General features: G+C 53.3%; 14 protein-coding genes and 1 tRNA gene. 3 read left to right on the top strand and 12 right to left on the bottom strand.

Translation table 11 applies throughout. The features are described from left to right. Positions 1 to 118 precede the first annotated feature (118 nt). Positions 119 to 203: transfer RNA gene (locus JOD69_RS08685), tRNA-Leu, on the top strand. Positions 204 to 217: 14 nt separating this feature from the next. On the opposite strand, the gene JOD69_RS08680 is transcribed toward JOD69_RS08685, so the two are convergent. The 9 genes from JOD69_RS08680 to ftsH all read right to left on the bottom strand — a co-directional run bounded on the left by JOD69_RS08680 (position 218) and on the right by ftsH (position 10,901). After that, positions 218 to 1,510, bottom strand: coding sequence for an adenylosuccinate synthase (locus tag JOD69_RS08680; RefSeq protein WP_086134124.1), 1,293 nt, complete (start codon positions 1,508 to 1,510; stop codon positions 218 to 220). 45 nt (positions 1,511 to 1,555) lie between these two features. Next, positions 1,556 to 2,749, bottom strand: coding sequence for an ATP phosphoribosyltransferase regulatory subunit (locus JOD69_RS08675; RefSeq protein ID WP_086134123.1), 1,194 nt, complete (start codon positions 2,747 to 2,749; stop codon positions 1,556 to 1,558). A gap of 185 nt (positions 2,750 to 2,934) precedes the next feature. Further along, the gene (gene hflC / locus JOD69_RS08670; protein ID WP_086134122.1) at positions 2,935 to 3,795 is read right to left on the bottom strand and encodes a protease modulator HflC; all 861 of its coding nucleotides are present in this window, start codon (positions 3,793 to 3,795) and stop codon (positions 2,935 to 2,937) included. Further along, a complete protein-coding gene (hflK, locus tag JOD69_RS08665; protein ID WP_077730581.1) occupies positions 3,795 to 4,970 on the bottom strand; it encodes an FtsH protease activity modulator HflK in 1,176 nt (391 codons plus the stop codon). The genes hflC and hflK overlap by 1 nt, the downstream gene beginning before the upstream one ends. Positions 4,971 to 5,177: 207 nt before the next feature. Beyond that, a complete protein-coding gene (gene hflX / locus JOD69_RS08660) occupies positions 5,178 to 6,452 on the bottom strand; it encodes a ribosome rescue GTPase HflX (RefSeq protein ID WP_086134121.1) in 1,275 nt (424 codons plus the stop codon). A gap of 62 nt (positions 6,453 to 6,514) precedes the next feature. Continuing rightward, positions 6,515 to 6,760 carry an RNA chaperone Hfq gene (hfq, locus tag JOD69_RS08655; RefSeq protein ID WP_077730579.1) on the bottom strand — a complete coding sequence of 82 codons (246 nt, stop codon included), beginning with the start codon at positions 6,758 to 6,760 and terminating at the stop codon, positions 6,515 to 6,517. A gap of 127 nt (positions 6,761 to 6,887) precedes the next feature. After that, positions 6,888 to 7,271 carry a lactoylglutathione lyase gene (gene gloA, locus JOD69_RS08650; protein WP_077730578.1) on the bottom strand — a complete coding sequence of 128 codons (384 nt, stop codon included), beginning with the start codon at positions 7,269 to 7,271 and terminating at the stop codon, positions 6,888 to 6,890. A gap of 71 nt (positions 7,272 to 7,342) precedes the next feature. Next, positions 7,343 to 8,683 (bottom strand): phosphoglucosamine mutase, encoded by a 1,341-nt coding sequence (glmM, locus tag JOD69_RS08645; protein WP_077730577.1) that lies wholly within the window; start codon positions 8,681 to 8,683, stop codon positions 7,343 to 7,345. 301 nt (positions 8,684 to 8,984) lie between these two features. Next, entirely contained in the window at positions 8,985 to 10,901 is a 1,917-nt protein-coding gene (gene ftsH / locus JOD69_RS08640; RefSeq protein WP_156879779.1) for an ATP-dependent zinc metalloprotease FtsH, read from the bottom strand. A 626-nt stretch (positions 10,902 to 11,527) separates the two neighbouring features. Between ftsH and JOD69_RS08635 the strand changes: the two genes are divergently transcribed. Next, positions 11,528 to 13,603 (top strand): TonB-dependent receptor, encoded by a 2,076-nt coding sequence (locus JOD69_RS08635; RefSeq protein WP_210023893.1) that lies wholly within the window; start codon positions 11,528 to 11,530, stop codon positions 13,601 to 13,603. Between the two features lie 217 nt (positions 13,604 to 13,820). Here JOD69_RS08635 and JOD69_RS08630 read toward each other — a convergent pair whose 3' ends face one another. Together JOD69_RS08630 and JOD69_RS08625 are read right to left on the bottom strand one after the other, a co-directional pair. After that, complete coding sequence (locus JOD69_RS08630; RefSeq protein WP_086134119.1) at positions 13,821 to 14,246, bottom strand: universal stress protein; 426 nt, start codon at positions 14,244 to 14,246, stop codon at positions 13,821 to 13,823. A gap of 25 nt (positions 14,247 to 14,271) precedes the next feature. Further along, positions 14,272 to 15,009: a TerC family protein gene (locus tag JOD69_RS08625; RefSeq protein ID WP_086134118.1), complete on the bottom strand. Its 738-nt coding sequence runs from the start codon at positions 15,007 to 15,009 to the stop codon at positions 14,272 to 14,274. A 209-nt stretch (positions 15,010 to 15,218) separates the two neighbouring features. Between JOD69_RS08625 and JOD69_RS08620 the strand changes: the two genes are divergently transcribed. Next, positions 15,219 to 16,421: a cytochrome P450 gene (locus JOD69_RS08620; protein ID WP_240506944.1), complete on the top strand. Its 1,203-nt coding sequence runs from the start codon at positions 15,219 to 15,221 to the stop codon at positions 16,419 to 16,421. Between the two features lie 35 nt (positions 16,422 to 16,456). On the opposite strand, the gene JOD69_RS08615 is transcribed toward JOD69_RS08620, so the two are convergent. After that, the gene (locus JOD69_RS08615; protein WP_168183804.1) at positions 16,457 to 17,509 is read right to left on the bottom strand and encodes a fatty acid desaturase; all 1,053 of its coding nucleotides are present in this window, start codon (positions 17,507 to 17,509) and stop codon (positions 16,457 to 16,459) included. Between the last annotated feature and the right edge of the window lie 10 nt (positions 17,510 to 17,519).

The raw sequence follows: 17,519 nt of genomic DNA, 5'->3' as shown, positions 1-17,519 counted from the left end.
CCCTCGGTCCGACAACCTCTTCGAAGATCGATGATTCCCTTCAAAACTTTCGGTATTGACAATTTAACCGATAAGTAACAAAATTCGCGACTCAATTGAGTCGCTCGACTCGCCTCTTGCCGAGGTGGTGAAATTGGTAGACACGCATGATTCAGGTTCATGTGGGGAGACCCGTGGAGGTTCAAGTCCTCTCCTCGGCACCATCCTTAGTCGTCCCTCAATCGAAGGGATTCTTCAGAATTATCGTCTCGCTGCGATCAGGACCGGTCGAGAGAATATCCACTGGCACACCGACCAATTCTGAAATCCGGTCAATATAGGCTCTCGCATTTGCCGGAAGGTTCTCATACGAGGTAATGCCGGCAGTAGACTCTTGCCACCCTGAAAGCTCCTCGATAACGGGCTCGCACTGAGCATAACTATCGGCGCCGATTGGTACCGTACGAATCTCCCCTCCTTTATATCGATAAGCCGTACAAATTCCGATCTTTTCCAGCCCATCCAGAACATCCAATTTCGTCAGGCACAACCCGCTCAGACTGTTGAGTTTCGCCGAACGCTTCATCAAGATGGCATCGAACCAGCCACAGCGACGCGCTCGTCCAGTAGTAGCACCGAATTCCGCGCCTTTCGCGGATAAATGCTTGCCAATCTCATTCGACAGTTCCGTCGGAAAAGGTCCGTTTCCAACGCGTGTCGAATAGGCTTTGGTGATACCCAATACATAATCGAAATCCAGCAGGCCCATTCCGCTACCGGATGCTGCGCCGCCCGCCGTAGTATTAGACGAGGTCACATAAGGATAAGTGCCATGATCGATATCCAGCATTGCGCCTTGAGCGCCTTCGAAGAGGACATTTCTATCCTCATCACGATAAGCATGCAGCATACCCGCCACATCTCCCAGCATGGGTTTAATCTGCTCACCCAATGCCATCGTTTCGTCCAGCACTTGCTGATAATCGAGCGGAGACTGCCGGTAATACCCGCTGAGTACGAAATTATGATAATCCAGGAGTTCGCGTAACCTTTCGGCAAACACGGCGGGATACATAAGATCGCCGGCGCGTAACCCTCGCCGCGACACTTTATCTTCATAAGCGGGACCGATACCTCTTCCTGTCGTACCGATAGCCTTATCGCCACGAGATTTTTCACGCGCTACATCTAACGCGACGTGAATGGGTAATATCAAGGCACAGGCTTCGCTGATCGTAAGCCTATCCCGAACCGGAATACCGGCTTTCTCCAGCAGCGCAATCTCTTCCAACAAAGCGCGGGGCGATAACACCACGCCATTGCCTATCAAGCATTTCACCGATTCCCGCAAAACGCCGGAAGGTATCAAATGCAATACCGTCTTTTGGCCGTCGATTACCAAGGTATGCCCTGCGTTGTGACCACCCTGGAAACGGACGACTGCATCTGCACGCTCCGTCAGCAAATCGACAAGTTTACCTTTACCTTCATCGCCCCACTGGGTGCCGATGACTATGACGTTTTTACCCATTCTTGATTCCAGATTAGCGTTTCATTTTTCGAGGTAATTTTGGGCTCAATCGCTAACGGGAAAGACTTCCCAAGTTAGCCCCTGCTTTTGAAGGTAGTGTGAACATGCCATCTCGCGAGCCTCGCCAGTTTGTCCATACAACGCCTGAATGACCGTTTGCCCGGCGCCGCGCAAATTACGCACTATTTCGTGCAAATCGGGATCGTCTACGGCGGGCGCAAAAATGCGCAAACTAGGCGTATCATCGTCTTTTCCGTTGGCCAATCGTGCCAGAACCTTCAAATCGGCGCTAAAACCCGTCGCCGGACGAGCGCGCCCGAAAATTTTTCCGATCTCATCGTAACGGCCGCCACGTGCAATTTCTCTGCCGTAACCCGGCACAAAAGCGGCAAATACGACACCCGTTTTGTAGTGATAACCACGCAATTCCGCAAGGTCGAAATTGATTCGTAAGGCCGGGAACAAGCTTGTCAAACTCTTCGAAATGGATTCCAAATCCATCAAAGCGCGATGTACCGACTCATTGGCGGTTGCCAATCGCTTTCTAGCTTTCTCTATGACACCCTCATGTCCATTTAGATCGATCAGCGCTTCCAACATCTCGGTGGAAGAATCGCTAACCGTCAGCGAATGTAATAAAGTTACCAATTCCGGATAGTCTTTCCGCTGAAGAATTTCAAACAGCTCCGCCTCCTGCTGCGCATTCAAACCGGCCTGACGTGCCAACTCCCGATAGATGCCTACATGTCCCAGATCCAGATGTACGTTTTCAATACCTGCAATGGCAAGCATCTCCAACATCAAGCAGATAACCTCCATGTCGCTGGCATTACCCGCATGTCCGTACAATTCGGCCCCAACCTGCAATGGGCTCCGGGACTTTTCGAGATGATCCGACTGCGTGTGCAGCACCGTTCCCATGTAACAGAGCCGTGTCGGCGTATCGGTGCCAAGGTTGCGCGCATCGATACGCGCAACCTGAGGCGTCATATCAGCACGTATCCCCATTAATCGACCACTGATCTGATCGATGATCTTGAATGTCTGCAAATCAAGATCGTTGCCCGATCCAGTCAAAAGCGATTCAATGAATTCAATCAGCGGCGGCATCACCAGCCGATAGCCCCAGCTGGCGAACAGATCGATGATCTTTCGACGTAGCTGCTCCAAACGCTCGGCTTCTTCCGGAAAGACCTCATCAATACCTTCTGGCAACAGCCAATTATCTTCGGTTAGCATCGAATTCGGTGAGCTCAGCAAACGGAAAAAAATCTGGATGGATTAGGCGACAGTTATGTTACCGCGAGGCTCATATTGACCCTAGCAGTGTGTGAGAATCCTTTGCCAACGGCAAACGGTCCGCCCCTTTGTCCCTGTCGACTGGACAAAGGGGCAATAGAAAATATGCGGGAGCAACAGTCCGGTTACTTTGGCTTTTTGAAGTACTGGAAGAATTTCGAATCAGGCTCCAACACGATCATATCGTTCTCGTCCTTGAACACTTGCCTGTAAGCATACAAGCTTCGATAAAACTCGAAGAACTCTGGATTTCTGCTATATGCCTGAGCATAAATCTCCGATGCCGTGGCATCGCCCTCACCACGCCTGATCTCCGAGTCTCTATAGGCATCAGCAAGTATCACCTCCCGCTGACGGTCTGCTTCCGCACGAATACGTTCGGCTGCCTCCGCACCACGCGAACGGAAATCTCTCGCAACCCGGGCGCGTTCGGCTTCCATCCGTCGGTAGACCGATGAACTTACCTCATCCGGCAAATCGATTCCTTTCACACGAATATCGATAACCTCGACTCCCAAATCATCTACTACAGGGTTCACCGTCTTAATCAGTAGATCGCGGATCTGGCCACGCTCTAAGGAAACCACCTCGCGGATAGTTCGCTTGCTGAATTCGTTCCGCAATGCGTCTTTCGTTATCTGATCGAGACGAATATTTGCCGCTGCCTTATCCCCACCGACTGCCTTATAGAATTTCGTCGCGTCTTCGATCCGCCATTTCACGAACCAAGTAACGATTACGTTTTTCTTTTCAGAGGTGAGAAACCGCTCGGGCTTGGACTCCAATGTGAGGATTCGGTCATCGTATTTCTTCACCTCTTGATATGGAAGCTTGAAATGCAACCCCGGCTCGAAGTCTGTTCGAACGATTTTCTTAAACTCCAGCAATAAGGCTCTTTCCGTCTCCGATACAGTAAATATGGAGGTAGCAGTAATTACCAGCAAAATAAAAACAAACGCAAGAATTAGGGTATTTTTACTAATCATTATTGTCCCCTTCCTTCACGACCTCGAGTGGTTGATCGGATAGTTCTAGGGGCCCCGCTGTCCGATACTTCCGGAGTAGTAATCGTGGCATTGTCGGCATCTCTGGGCGGCATCAGGGGCGACGCAGCTTTTTGAAGTTTATCTATAGGCAGATACAACAAATTATTGCTGTTCTTGACATCGATCAATAACGTACCCGTGCGTCCAAGCACTTCCTCCATCGTATCGAGATAGAGGCGCTCTCGCGTAACCTCCGGAGCCTTGTCGTACTCCGCCAGCAACTGTTTGAACCTACTCGTGTCACCTTCTGCTCTGGCAATTACGCGCTGTTTATACGCTTCCGATTCTTCCAAGACACGTGCCGCGGCACCCCTTGCTCTTGGCACGACTTCATTCGCATAAGCTTCCGCTTCATTTTTCAGGCGCTGCTCATCTTCCCTTGCCTTGATCGCGTCCATGAATGCTGCCTGGACTTCTTCCGGAGCCTGAGCATCCACCAAGCTCACATTGCTCACTCTGATTCCGGTTTGATATTGATCCAGCGTTTGTTGAATTTCGTTCTTGATCTCGTCGGCAACCTTGCCCCGTCCCTCCGTCAACACGAAATCCATCGTACTCTTCCCGATAACCGCACGTTCGGCGCTTTCAATAACCTGCTTCAAGGTTTCGTCCGGATCAGCAACATTAAAAAGATAATCTTTCGCATCCTTGATCTGATACTGAACCGCTAATCGGATATCGATAATATTTTCGTCCTGCGTGAGCATAAGGGCTTCCCTGGGCACGGACCCCAAAGATTGCTGACGCCCGCCGGAGCGATACCCTACTTCCAGAAAACGTTGCTGCTCCATATTGACCACCTGAACGTGCTCTATTGGCGCAGGCATGTGCCAATGCAGCCCAGGCATGGTGGTATCAGCGTATTTGCCGAAACGCGTAACGACGCCGCGACTCCCTTCGTCTACGAGATAAATACCGGTTAGCCCCCATACAGCCAAGGCAATCAGGAGAAATAAACCGATCGTCCTCATGGGCGCATTTTCACCGCCACCGAAAAACCTCCCTATCCTTTCGTGTAATCCGCGCATGACTTCTTCCAAGTCCGGAGGCGTCTCCTGCTGATCACGCCCGCTCCACGGATCTTTTTTATTACCGCCCGGTTCGTTCCAGGACATTGGATGACTCCTATAGTACAGAACTTGATGCTCTTCTAGAGCTATAACAAAGCCGCTACTGCGGCATGAATATTAGAATTATCTAGGAAAATGGTTGGATATACAAAAACGAGCATTTGAGAGGAAGCCGGAACGCTCTCCACTGGCCCAGTGCTTCACGGTAGAAGCATGCTATGCCCCGGCATTATTGTTACCAGATCGAGATGATTAAGCACTAATTGAATCCTGCAGCTCGTCGAGCTCATGCAATAACTTCACATCCCGCTTGAGAAGCTCGACTTCCAAATCCCACCCTCCGGTTCCGTCCGATTCTTCTCTCAAGATCTGCGCTGCGTTATATAACCGTGCCCTCAATCCGGCGTTTTCCGGACCCAAGTGAATTCTGCGGTGAATCACTTCGCGACGAAAAAGAACCTCTAAAACGTCGTGAAGCAAAGGCAGACCAGCACCTGTCTTGGCGGACAACCATACTTTTGCGACATCTCCGCTCGCGTTTCTCTCAGCGTGCGGCTCAATATCCGCAACCCGATCGATCTTGTTAAAGACCTGAATCTGTCTTACTCGATCAGCTCCGATTTCGCTCAGAACCCGATTGACTTCCGATATGGTTTCGTCAGACCGCTCATCACTCGCATCAATAACGTGAAGCAATAAATCTGCGTCCACCGCTTCCTTCAAAGTCGAACGGAATGCTGCAACCAGCTCATGTGGCAAATGCCGGATAAATCCGACCGTGTCAGCTAGAATTACCGTCAAACTCGGCGTTAACTGCAAGCGTCGCAAGGTGGGATCGAGCGTAGCAAATAACTGATTTGCCGCATAAACGCCAGCCCCCGTCAACGCGTTGAAGAGAGTCGATTTGCCGGCATTTGTATATCCCACCAAACTGACAACCGGCAACTCCGCCCGCCGTCTAGCGGAGCGTTCCTGATTGCGTTGCCGCTCGACTTTCTCCAGCCGTTTTTGAATCAGCCGTATTCGATCAGCAATTAAACGCTTGTCCGTCTCAAGCTGTGTCTCCCCAGGACCACGGAGGCCGATACCCCCTTTTTGACGTTCCAAGTGAGTCCAGCCACGCACCAAACGAGTAGATAGGTGCCGCAACTGTGCTAATTCAACCTGGAGTTTGCCTTCGAAGGATTGGGCCCGCTGAGCGAAGATATCGAGAATCAATCCGGTGCGATCGACAACCCTGACCGAAAGCTCTCTCTCTAAATTACGCTCTTGGCTGGGCGTTAAAGGATGGTTGAAAAGAACCAGCTCTGCTTCGTTCTCCCGGACAATCCGGGCCAACTCGTCAAGTTTCCCTTTTCCGATGTAATAACGAGGATCGGGCGTGTGTCTCCTGCTTGTCACCGTAGCTACAAACTCCGCCCCGGCTGATGAGGCGAGTTCCTGAAGTTCTACAAGAGCTTCGGTCTCGTCCTGAGCGGCCAAATGAACAAGCACGGCACGCTCGCCGGACTTCGGCCTCTCAAACAAGTAAACTCTTCTCCCAGACCAACTTCGACATCACCATCTTACGGCTTGAACCGAACTGTCGATTAACCCTCGTCTTCCAATCCTTCCGCCGCATGGGGTAGACGGACCTGACGCGCAGGGACAATCGTGGAAATGGCATGCTTGTAAACCATTTGGCTTACAGTGTTCTTGAGTATGATCACGTACTGATCGAAAGAATCCACTTTACCTTGTAACTTGATCCCGTTTACGAGATAGATCGAAACCGGAACATGTTCTTTTCTAAGCGCATTTAGGAACGGATCTTGTAAATTTTGCCCTTTTGACATCCTCTTTCTCCTTATTGTTATAAGACCGACGCTCAGCCAGTATTAAAACAAATCTCTCATTTTTTCGCCAGGCACAATACCTGACTGTAGCTGCCATTAATATATGAAAAATAAGCGCAATAGCCCTTTATTCTTTTCCGATTAATTCAATTTTGTAACCATCCGGATCCGCCACGAAGGCAATGACCGTGGTGCCGTACTTCATGGGGCCGGCTTCGCGTAAAATTTCGCCGCCAGCGCGTCTTATACGCTCGACAGCGTCGTAGATGTCCTCGACTTCGATCGCGATATGCCCAAAGGCATCGCCCAAGTTATAGCCATGAACACCCCAGTTGTAAGTCAATTCAATCACCGAATCGTGGCGTTCGTCACCGAACCCTACGAATGCCAGAGTGAATTTTCCATCAGGAAAATCCTCCTTTCTCAATAGTTTCATTCCGAGAATTTCAGTGTAAAAGCGAATCGACCGTTCTAAGTCTCCAACCCGAATCATCGCGTGCAAGATACGCATCGACTGACTACCTCGACTCAATTTTTGCTAATGAAATCATCGCGCATCTAATAACCGCCACGAACACATCTCTAGGTCAGCGCCGAAGAGACGGCATTTGCGAGACGGTCGGCCGTAGCACGAACAACATGAGCGTCTTGCCCTTCAACCATAATCCTAATTAGCGGTTCGGTTCCCGACGGTCTGAGCAAAATACGCCCCTTGCTGCCAAGTTCACGCTGAATTTCATTTTTCAACTTCTGAACCGGCTCGATTTCATCCAAATTGACTTTGTCCCGCACCTTCACGTTCACCAAACACTGAGGGTATTTGACCATGTCGCTCTTCAATTCGTTAAGCGATTTGCCCGCCTCGTGCATCGCTGCCATAACCTGCAAAGCAGAAACAATACCATCGCCGGTCGTAATCCGGTCCCGGCATATGATATGACCTGAACTTTCACCACCGAGCACGCTGTCATGCTGAAGCATCATTTCCATCACGTAACGATCTCCTACCGCAGCGCGCTTAAACTCTAACCCCAACGCATCCAGCGCATGCTCTAACCCTAAGTTACTCATCAGAGTACCGACTATCGGCCCTCTTAACCCACCGCACTCCATACGGGACTTAGCGATGATGTAAACGAGTTCATCGCCATCGACGATCTCCCCTTTATGATCGACCATGATCAGCCGATCGCCGTCGCCATCCAAGGCGATCCCAAAATCCGCCTGCTCTTCCAATACCGCACGGCTAAGTCGCTCGGGTTTGGTAGCTCCGACGCCGTCGTTTATATTCAAGCCATTGGGCTGAATGCCAATAGCGACAACCGTCGCACCAACTTCCTCGAATACATGGGGCGCGATGTGATATGTCGAGCCATGGGCGCAATCGACAACAATTTTGAATCCAGTAAATTCGATGCGGGACGGAATAGTGCTTTTGCAAAATTCGATATAACGCCCGACCGCATCACTGATGCGAGACGCTTTGCCTATCCTTGAAGACTCCACCGTCGTCATGGGTTTGTCCAATTGCTCCTCAATCTGGAGCTCGACCTCGTCCGGAAGCTTCATGCCATCGGGCCCAAAAAACTTAATCCCATTATCGTAATGCGGATTGTGCGAGGCGCTGATGACTATCCCGGCCTGGGCTCGAAACGTCCGCGTAAGATAAGCGATTGCCGGGGTTGGCATGGGACCGAGCAACTGAGTATTAATCCCCGCCGCCGCAAGCCCCGCCTCGAGAGCAGATTCGAACATGTAGCCGGAAATTCTGGTGTCCTTTCCGATCAGAACATTGGAAGGGTAGCGATCCAGCGAAAACACGCGGCCTGCCGCCCAACCCAACTTCAGCATAAAGTCCGGTGTAATAGGATATTCCCCTACTTTGCCGCGAATTCCGTCTGTACCAAAGTACGATTTTTTCATTCGCCGTCCTTCAAATCTAAAGATTCAATTATTTTTGATTTTACGCTCTATGCAGTAGCCGATCCGTCGACACCTTTTGGACACACTAATACCTTCCGCTTTCAAGAAGCATGGAAATTACGCAATTATCCGCGCCGTCTATGTCCTTAGTTTCATAGCGACTACCCTCCATTCCAACGGACAAGTTCTATCCGACAACTGAACGTAAAAGCTCGTCAGCTAGTGTAGGCGATCCATACAAAAACAAAACCCCCCGCACCTAGCACGGTGCCGGGGGTCTCAATAAGCCTACCAAACAGAATCAGTGCTGTTCCGCTGCTTTACCGATGCCTCCAGCTCCTTTTGCCTTGGGAGTCTCTTTAGCACCCAAACCCGCCGCAGCACCACCGCTCGGAGGCGCCTCGCCCCAGCTTTGCGGCGGACGCGGAACCTTGCCTTCCATAATGTCGTCGATTTGGAAACGATCGATTGTCTCGTACTTGATCAAGGCTTCAGCCATCAGATGTAATTTTTCCATGTTTTCTCGCAACAAGCGCTCCGAACGCTCATAGTTGCGATCGATTACCGAGCGAATTTCCTCATCGATCAGATGCGCCGTCTCCTCGGAGACCATTTTATGCTTGGTGACGGAGCGTCCCAAGAATACTTCGCCTTCTTCTTCGCTATACGCCAACGGCCCTAAACGTTCCGAGAGCCCCCATCGGGTAACCATGCTGCGCGCGAGATTGGTAGCCCGCTCGATATCGTTCTGAGCGCCGGTCGTCACTTTTTCTTTGCCGAAAATGAGCTCTTCCGCTATACGTCCTCCGAACAAACTCGAAATCTGGCTTTCCAGTTTCTGCTTGCTCGCACTGTACTGGTCACGCTCCGGCAAAAACATAGTAATTCCCAGCGCCCGGCCGCGCGGCATGATGCTGACCTTGTACACCGGATCGTGTTCCGGAACCAGCCGTCCCACAATCGCATGACCTGCCTCGTGATAAGCGGTGAGCTGCTTCTCCTCGTCGGTCATTACCATGGATTTGCGCTCTACGCCCATAAGAATCTTATCCTTGGCTTTCTCGAAGTCCTCCATGTCGACGCTGCGCTTATTCTTGCGGGCGGCGAACAAAGCCGCCTCATTGACCAAGTTGGCCAAATCAGCGCCGGAAAATCCAGGGGTGCCGCGTGCCAGATATTCGACTTCCACGTTGTCGGCAATCGGCACTCGCTTCATGTGCACCTTCAAGATTTGCTCGCGACCACGAACGTCAGGTAGTCCAACGACGATCTGACGGTCAAAGCGCCCAGGACGCAAGAGCGCCGGATCCAGAACATCGGGGCGGTTGGTTGCCGCGATGACGATAATACCTTCGTTTCCTTCGAAACCGTCCATTTCGACGAGCAACTGATTGAGCGTCTGCTCGCGCTCGTCGTGGCCACCGCCTAAACCGGCACCACGATGGCGGCCTACCGCATCGATCTCGTCAATGAAGATGATGCACGGCGCATTTTTCTTCGCCGTCTCGAACATATCGCGCACGCGGGACGCACCCACGCCCACAAACATCTCGACAAAATCCGAGCCCGAGATGGAAAAGAACGGAACCTTAGCCTCTCCGGCGATCGCTCGGGCCAGCAAAGTCTTACCGGTCCCTGGCGGACCGACCATCAGAGCCCCGCGCGGAATCTTGCCGCCCAGCTTCTGAAACTTGCTCGGATCCTTGAGGAAATCGACCATCTCCTGAACGTCTTCCTTGGCCTCCTCAACGCCCGCTACGTCGGCAAACGTCACCTTGACTTGATCTTCTTCGATCAGCCGAGCTCGGCTCTTACCGAAGGACATGGCCCCCCTTCCTCCGGTACCGCCTTGCATTTGCCGCATGAAGAAAATCCACACAGCAATCAGCAGCAACATCGGGAACCACGAAATAAAGATCTGCATCAATAATGATTGAGATTCTGGCGGCTGAGCCTTGATCTCGACATGGTTCTTCAGCAGGTCGTCAACCAAGTGGTCGTCGCCAGGACTGTAAGTAGTGAACTTCTCGCCGGTCCCGAGCATGCCCCGGATCATTTGCCCGTCGATAGTCACCTGCTTAATCTGCCCCTCGTTCACCGCCGAGATGAACTGCGAATACGACATAGTCGAATCGACCGACTTTCGGGAGCCAAAATTATTGAAAACCGACATCAAAACGACGGCGATGACTACCCACAGAATTATGTTCTTCAACATGTCATTCACGGTCTAACTTCCTCGTCGGATAAATCCGACCATTTTTTTGAAATAGTTTACAAATACTATCAGGATATCGCCCGGTGTAAATGCTTCAAACGGGCAAGGACAATCGTAGAAGCCTACATCTACCTCCCTCTTCACTGACTTTTCGACTGCGCATATTCAAGAAGGTTCATTCTGCAATTTTTCTGCCGAGAACTGCCCGAGCTCTCGCAACCATCGGCACCGCACGCGAATACCGGCGTGAGAAATTTATTACACCGATGCAGCGCCGCCGCACCCATCATCAAAACCTCGATGCGGCAAATGCCCTACCCCAAAGCGGGTACTGCAAGAAATTTTTTGGCTGACCAATTAATGTCACCGACATCGGCCTGCAATCTCCATCAACGACAGCCATGGGCGCAAAAAACAAGAAATTGCCAGAGCACTTCCAACCCTTATCGCGCCACCCCAAGCATGTCATTTGCCTCACTTCGCCGACCAGGAATGCGTGATTTCACACACCCCGATCGACCTTTCCGACAAACTATCCTCCAGTTCTCGGCCTGAAGACGGACTGGCTCAAATAGTGCTTACGCTAACAGCCGTCTCAAAAAACTAAAACAACAAGTCCGAAAATGATGAGCAATCACTATTTAAAGATGACTCTCGCACTCTTATGCAGCGGAGCAACCATCGGGGGAAAAGCATGGGCCGATCATGACACCAAGCCCACTCAGTTACCAACTTTAACGATTACCGGCGAAGCCGATACGGCACCTCAAGCTCTCACCGTACCTAATATCGAAACCGCGCGCGAGCAGATTAACCGGGTTCCCGGAGGCGTCGATATTATCGATGCGGAAAGCTATCAGAAGGGCCGTGCCGCCAATCTCAAGGATGTTCTCGACTACTCTCCCGGCGTGTACGTGCAACCGCGATTCGGTGCCGAGGAATCGCGGGTCTCGATCCGAGGCTCCGGCATTCAACGCACCTTTCACGGCCGCGGCATCAAACTCCTTCAGGACGGAGTTCCGCTAAACCTCGCCGACGGAGGCTTCGACATGCAGGCAGTAGAGCCTCTGGCTGCCGAATACGTGGAAGTTTACCGCGGCGCTAACGCACTCATGTACGGCTCTACCACCCTTGGCGGAGCGATCAACTTCGTGAGCCGGACCGGATACACCGCGTCGCCTCTACAGCTACGCTTCGAATCCGGCAGCTTCGACACTTACCGTGCCCAGGTGAGCTCAGGGCAAGTGATCGGCGATGCTGATTACTATATCTCCGGAACCTTCTTTTCTACCAACGGTTTTCGCAACTGGAGCGAGCAGGAGAACGAGCGCATCTTCAGCAATTTCGGCTATCGCTTCAATGAGAACCTGGAAACGCGCTTCTACGTCACTTATGTCAACACCCAATCGAACCTACCAGGAAGCTTAACCAAAGCGCAACTGGAAGACGATCCGACCCAGGCCAATCCAAGCAGCCTCAGAGGCCAGCAGAAGCGCGACTTCAGGCTGATGCGGCTCGGCAATACCACTACCTGGCGATGGGACGACAAGCAGCGCATCGACATCAGCAGCTTCTGGTCTTACAAGGATCTTTATCACCCTATTTTTCAGGTTCTTGACCAGGTTTCCGACGATTACGGCATGAACATCCGTTACACCAACGAAAACGACTTGTTCGGCCGCAAGAATATTTTCATCCTGGGTCTATATCCGACCGGCGGCCGAACCCAGGACGACCGTTTCGTCAACGTCGGCGGCCACCGCGGCGCCAGAAGGGCCAAGAGTACGCAAGACGCCATCAACATCGATCTCTACGGCGAAAACCAACACTATATCTTGCATCAATTGGCCCTGGTTACCGGCCTTCAACTGTCCTATGCCTCACGCGAATATACCGATCGCTTCCTGAGCAATGGCGATCAAAGCGACCACCAGGATTTCTTCGGGGTCAGCCCGAAAATCGGCGCGCGCTGGGAATTCACGGCCAATAGCCAAGCTTATGTGAATTTCAGCCGCAGCTTCGAGCCCCCGTCATTCGGCGAACTAACCCTTCAATCTGGCAATACCCCGCTTCAGCTTTCGGCTCAACGCGGCAGCACCGTAGAAATCGGGACGCGCGGACAGGAGGGCATGGTCAACTGGGACCTGTCCTACTACCATGCGTGGATCGAGAACGAATTGCTGCAGCTGCGTGATCCGGCGGATCCGAGCGGAACGGCGACGATCACCCGAAACGCCGACTCCACGACCATACACCAAGGTATCGAACTCGGTTTCGAGGTCCGCCCCATAGAAAACATCGTTCTGCGTCAGGCTTACATGTGGAACGATTTCCGCTTCGACAACGACCCGACCTACGGCAACAACCGCCTACCAGGCATTCCGGAACACTACTTGCGAGCGGAACTCCGCTATGAGCATCCGTCCGGCTTCTACGCCGGCCCCAACGTGGAGTGGTCCGCTACCCGCATCCCGGTCGACTTGGCCAACACACTGTCCTCCGACGCCTATGCCCTCATGGGCTTCCGAGCTGGCTACAGGACCAAACAAGGATTTTCCGCCTACTTCGAGGCGAAGAACCTGACCGACGAAAAATATGCGGCAACCACTGGCGTCATCGCCAATGCCGACGGACGCGATGCGGCGCAGTTTTATCCGGGCGATGGACGGGCTTTCTTCGGTGGCGTGGAATACCGGTTTTAACGTAGCGGCCGGATAGTACTCGATATCGACAAAATGAAATAACGGGGTTTGCAATCCGACGCGTTCGGTTGCAAGCCCCGTCGCCCTGTAGTCTAACGGGCTGATCGTCAAGTCACTTTGAAACCTGGATAGGCGAGAACGTCACGAGCGCCCGCACCCGTTCATGCCGCGCACAATCCATATTATGACGCGGCGGAGCGATCACGCATCTACGGGGTTACTTCACAAGCAAAACCGGCACTTCGCTCAGATGGATGACCTTGGTCGCTACCGACCCCATGAGCAGAGCCGCGACCGAACCAAGGCCGCGGGCGCTCATGACGATCTGATCGCACGCCTTCTCTTTGGCGTACTGTACGATCACCTCGGCCGGATTGCCGACACCGATATGAACGATGTAGGGAAGCCCGGCTCCATCCAAGATCTTACGAGCCGACTCTAGCGCCTTGGTTCCCTCGTCATGATGAAAAGCGCGGATCTGTTCGGCATCGAGGAACATACGTACCTCCCCGTGCAGCGGATGCTGGACGTTAAGGAGATGGATCTCCAGCGACTCCTTGTACCAGGCTGCCTTTTTGAGCACGTGATCGACGGCGCGGATCGAATTTTCGGAGCCATCGACCGGAACCAATACTCTTAACATTCGTATTCTCCTGGAATAGGTGGCGTCAGCCCGTTTTGCCCGATTTCGGCTGCTCGTCTTCGGCGGCGAGATCCACTACTCGGTGCGGTACCGTCGTCGCTTTACGCTGCGCCAACCACTTGCCGGCCAAGACCACTAGAACGGCACCGACAAAGGGGATCACGTCATGCAGCCAATGGCCCTCCGGCCCAGGCCACGCCGGATCGGTGACCAGCATTTCGCCCGATACGAAACCGAGCAAAGCGGCCCCGAGCACAATGATTACCGGGAATCGGTCCATCAAGCGCAGAATGACGGTGCTGCCGAAAATCACTAGGGGAATACTGATCGCCAGACCGAGTATCAGGAGCAGTACGTTGCCTTTCGCCGCCGCGGCAACTGCGATAACGTTGTCGAGGCTCATGACCAGATCGGCAATCAAGATCGTCCGGATCGCAGCGATAAGATTATCGTGGTCGTCGACACCCTCGCCGCCGTCGCCCTCGGGCAATAGCAACTGCACGGCAATCCAGAACAGCAGCACGCTGCCGATGATCTTCAAATAAGGAAGCCGCAACATTTCCACTGCGACTATGGTGAGGACAACCCTCATCAAAATGGCGGCAACCGACCCCCAGACTATGGCGAGATTGCGCTGTTGTTCCGGGAGTGAACGCGCGGCGAGAGCGATGACCACCGCGTTGTCGCCCGAGAGAATGATATTGACGACGATAATCTCGCCGAGTCCGATCCAGAACTGAGGATCGACAAAAAGTCCTGACATGATTATTGCTTCCGGCCGAGGTGTGGTCCTGATGAGGGAAGGAAATTTCGAACATCCTTAAAAGAAGATATTTTCACCGCGTGACGGCGAAGTAGCAAGCAACCGGTCGAGGAGCGAACTGTGCCGGAAAAAATCTCCCGTTTATGGATCCGTCGTGGATCGGGTATCTTCGATCGTCTCCAACAACCTCTTGGACAGAATTGGACACCGTGCTCAACATCAATCTCGACTCCCCCGCCTTCTTTGCCGATCCTTATCCGGCCTATGCCAAGTTGCGCAGTGACGCACCGATTTGTCCGCTCATGCCCGGCATCTGGCTGGCGACACGCTACCAGGATGCCAACCGAATTCTCCGCGACGCTCGCTTCGGCAAGGATTTTCTGGCGGGAGTCGCCCGCCGCTACGGAAAGGACGCCGTCATGGAGCCGGCCTTTCAGATGGTGAATCGGTTCATGCTGCTGATGAACCCTCCGGAGCACACGCGGCTGCGCACGCTCGTCAGCAAAGCTTTCGGCGTGAAACAGGCCCCCGAGCTGCGCTATCTGGCCCAGCGGGAAACTCATCGGCTGATAGACGGCTTTATCGATAGCCGCCGCGCCGATTTGGTCAATACATTCGCTTATCCGCTTCCAGTCCGGATCATCTGCGCACTTCTCGATATACATCTCGAGGACAGCCTCCGATTCCTCGCCGACACCCAAGCACTGGTCAAGGTGTTCGAATTGAGTCCGATCGGTGCCGACGAAATCGACGCCGCCAACCGGGCCTCGCACGCATTCGACCGCTATTTCCGCGAAATTTGCCGCGAACGTCGCAAAAATCCTGGCAATGACCTGGTTTCCTTGCTCCTTCAGGCCGGGGAAGGCGAAGATCGGTTGAGCGAGGATGAAATCATCGCCAATATGGCGCTACTGTTTCTGGCGGGGCACGAAACCACGGCCAATATGATTGGCAATGCGCTATTGACACTATTTCGGCATCCCGAGCAGTTGGATTTGCTTCGAGGAAACCCGTCATTGCTGCCGCAAGCCGTGAACGAGTGTCTTCGTTACGAGACTTCCGTTCATATCGCCGCTCGCGTTGCCATGCAGGATGTCGCCGTCGGGGCGGTAACGATCAAGCAAGGAGAGACGGTCTACATCAATCTCGGTGCAGCCAACCGCGATCCGGCCGTGTTCAAAGAACCCGAGCGATTCCTGATCGAACGCGCCGAACTTCCGCAAAAACCGCTGTCCTTCGGGGGCGGCATGCACTACTGCCTGGGAGCCCGGCTCGCGCGCATCGAGCTCGAGACGGCGCTTGACGCCCTGCTCCGCAGGCTGCCGGAGCTACAGTTGGAGAACATCGATCATCCGTCGTGGAAGCCGACCATTACCATCCGCGGCCTGGCCCATTTGCTGGCGCATTGGTAGGGGCGAACAATCGCGAGCGCTCCCTTTCGGTCATCTTATACGTTTTCTTGCGAATCGACCCAAGCCCGGTATTTCTCGTTACGCCTCAGCACCATCACCGCCATGCCCCAATATCCGTAAGGCATGGCGGGTCCTTCGGTCGGTGCGCACAGTTCCGGATAAGGTATCCCGGGGCGACGATGATGGTCGGCGTGCCGCGTGAGGCCCAGAAACAGAAACAGGCTGACCGCGGAGTCGTTGCGCCAGGCTGCTAAACGCGACCGGCCGGAGGCTTGGGTCAAACCGTAATGCTGGAAGTAATTGACGGATTCCAAGATCCGTATGGCGAGATAGGCGCATCGCAGAAACACCGCTGCCGCCAAGAGCCCGAACAGCCAGACGTATGCTGCGAGCCAAACGGCTTCGACGGCCGCTCCGGTCAAAGTAGCCCTTCGATCGGCATTCCAGGCAATCCGCCATTGTTGAATCGCCACGCGCCGAAAAAAGTCCTCGTAGCATTCGCCAGCAATAGCGGTCGACGGATCCAGCGCACTGCCCAGCATGGCATGATGAGCCCGCTTGTGCGCGATCGAAAAATGATCGTAAAACACGGTGGCAAACAGAAATCGTCCCAGCATCCGGTGCCATCGGCGATGTTTGTGGATGAGTTCGTGGGCAGGACAAATTGCCGCGCAGCAAAAATTGGCTCCGGCCATGATCCGGACGGCCAACAGATTGCCCAGGCTATTCGCAACTTCCAGCGGGCCGGCCCATCTAAGCCGCGAGACCAAGAGTCCCAAAGCGAGGGCGTTCAGTATCTGCAATAGAACTAGCGCATACAGGATTCCGTCGAAAAACCAGCGCGGAGCGTCGGCAGGCACCGACCGCCGCTCGGAAGGACCGAAACAATCGGCCGCAAAGAGTGCGCCCATCGGCAATGTCCAAGCCAAGGCCTGAACCGCCGGATGGGGGCCGGTTGCGAAAAACGCGAAAATGCAGATCGGCATAAACAGGCTGAGACCGAAACCGCACCACCAAGGCGGTAGAAAATCCGGCAGACGAACCGTTCTCGGAATCCCGACCCCCGCAGTTTTCGTTAGAATGTCCATAGGCTTTCGG

This window comes from Methylocaldum sp. RMAD-M (assembly GCF_017832375.1).
Taxonomy (GTDB): Bacteria; Pseudomonadota; Gammaproteobacteria; order Methylococcales; family Methylococcaceae; genus Methylocaldum.
This window is presented reverse-complemented; position numbering and strand designations above follow the sequence as displayed.

Coding starts and splice junctions, on each gene's coding strand:
- JOD69_RS08680 (WP_086134124.1), bottom strand. CDS start 1,510: ATGGGTAAAAACGTCATAGTCATCGGCACCCAGTGGGGCGATGAAGGT.
- JOD69_RS08675 (WP_086134123.1), bottom strand. CDS start 2,749: ATGCTAACCGAAGATAATTGGCTGTTGCCAGAAGGTATTGATGAGGTC.
- hflC (WP_086134122.1), bottom strand. CDS start 3,795: ATGATTAGTAAAAATACCCTAATTCTTGCGTTTGTTTTTATTTTGCTG.
- hflK (WP_077730581.1), bottom strand. CDS start 4,970: ATGTCCTGGAACGAACCGGGCGGTAATAAAAAAGATCCGTGGAGCGGG.
- hfq (WP_077730579.1), bottom strand. CDS start 6,760: ATGTCAAAAGGGCAAAATTTACAAGATCCGTTCCTAAATGCGCTTAGA.
- gloA (WP_077730578.1), bottom strand. CDS start 7,271: ATGCGTATCTTGCACGCGATGATTCGGGTTGGAGACTTAGAACGGTCG.
- glmM (WP_077730577.1), bottom strand. CDS start 8,683: ATGAAAAAATCGTACTTTGGTACAGACGGAATTCGCGGCAAAGTAGGG.
- ftsH (WP_156879779.1), bottom strand. CDS start 10,901: ATGTTGAAGAACATAATTCTGTGGGTAGTCATCGCCGTCGTTTTGATG.
- JOD69_RS08635 (WP_210023893.1), top strand. CDS start 11,528: ATGAGCAATCACTATTTAAAGATGACTCTCGCACTCTTATGCAGCGGA.
- JOD69_RS08630 (WP_086134119.1), bottom strand. CDS start 14,246: ATGTTAAGAGTATTGGTTCCGGTCGATGGCTCCGAAAATTCGATCCGC.
- JOD69_RS08625 (WP_086134118.1), bottom strand. CDS start 15,009: ATGTCAGGACTTTTTGTCGATCCTCAGTTCTGGATCGGACTCGGCGAG.
- JOD69_RS08615 (WP_168183804.1), bottom strand. CDS start 17,509: ATGGACATTCTAACGAAAACTGCGGGGGTCGGGATTCCGAGAACGGTT.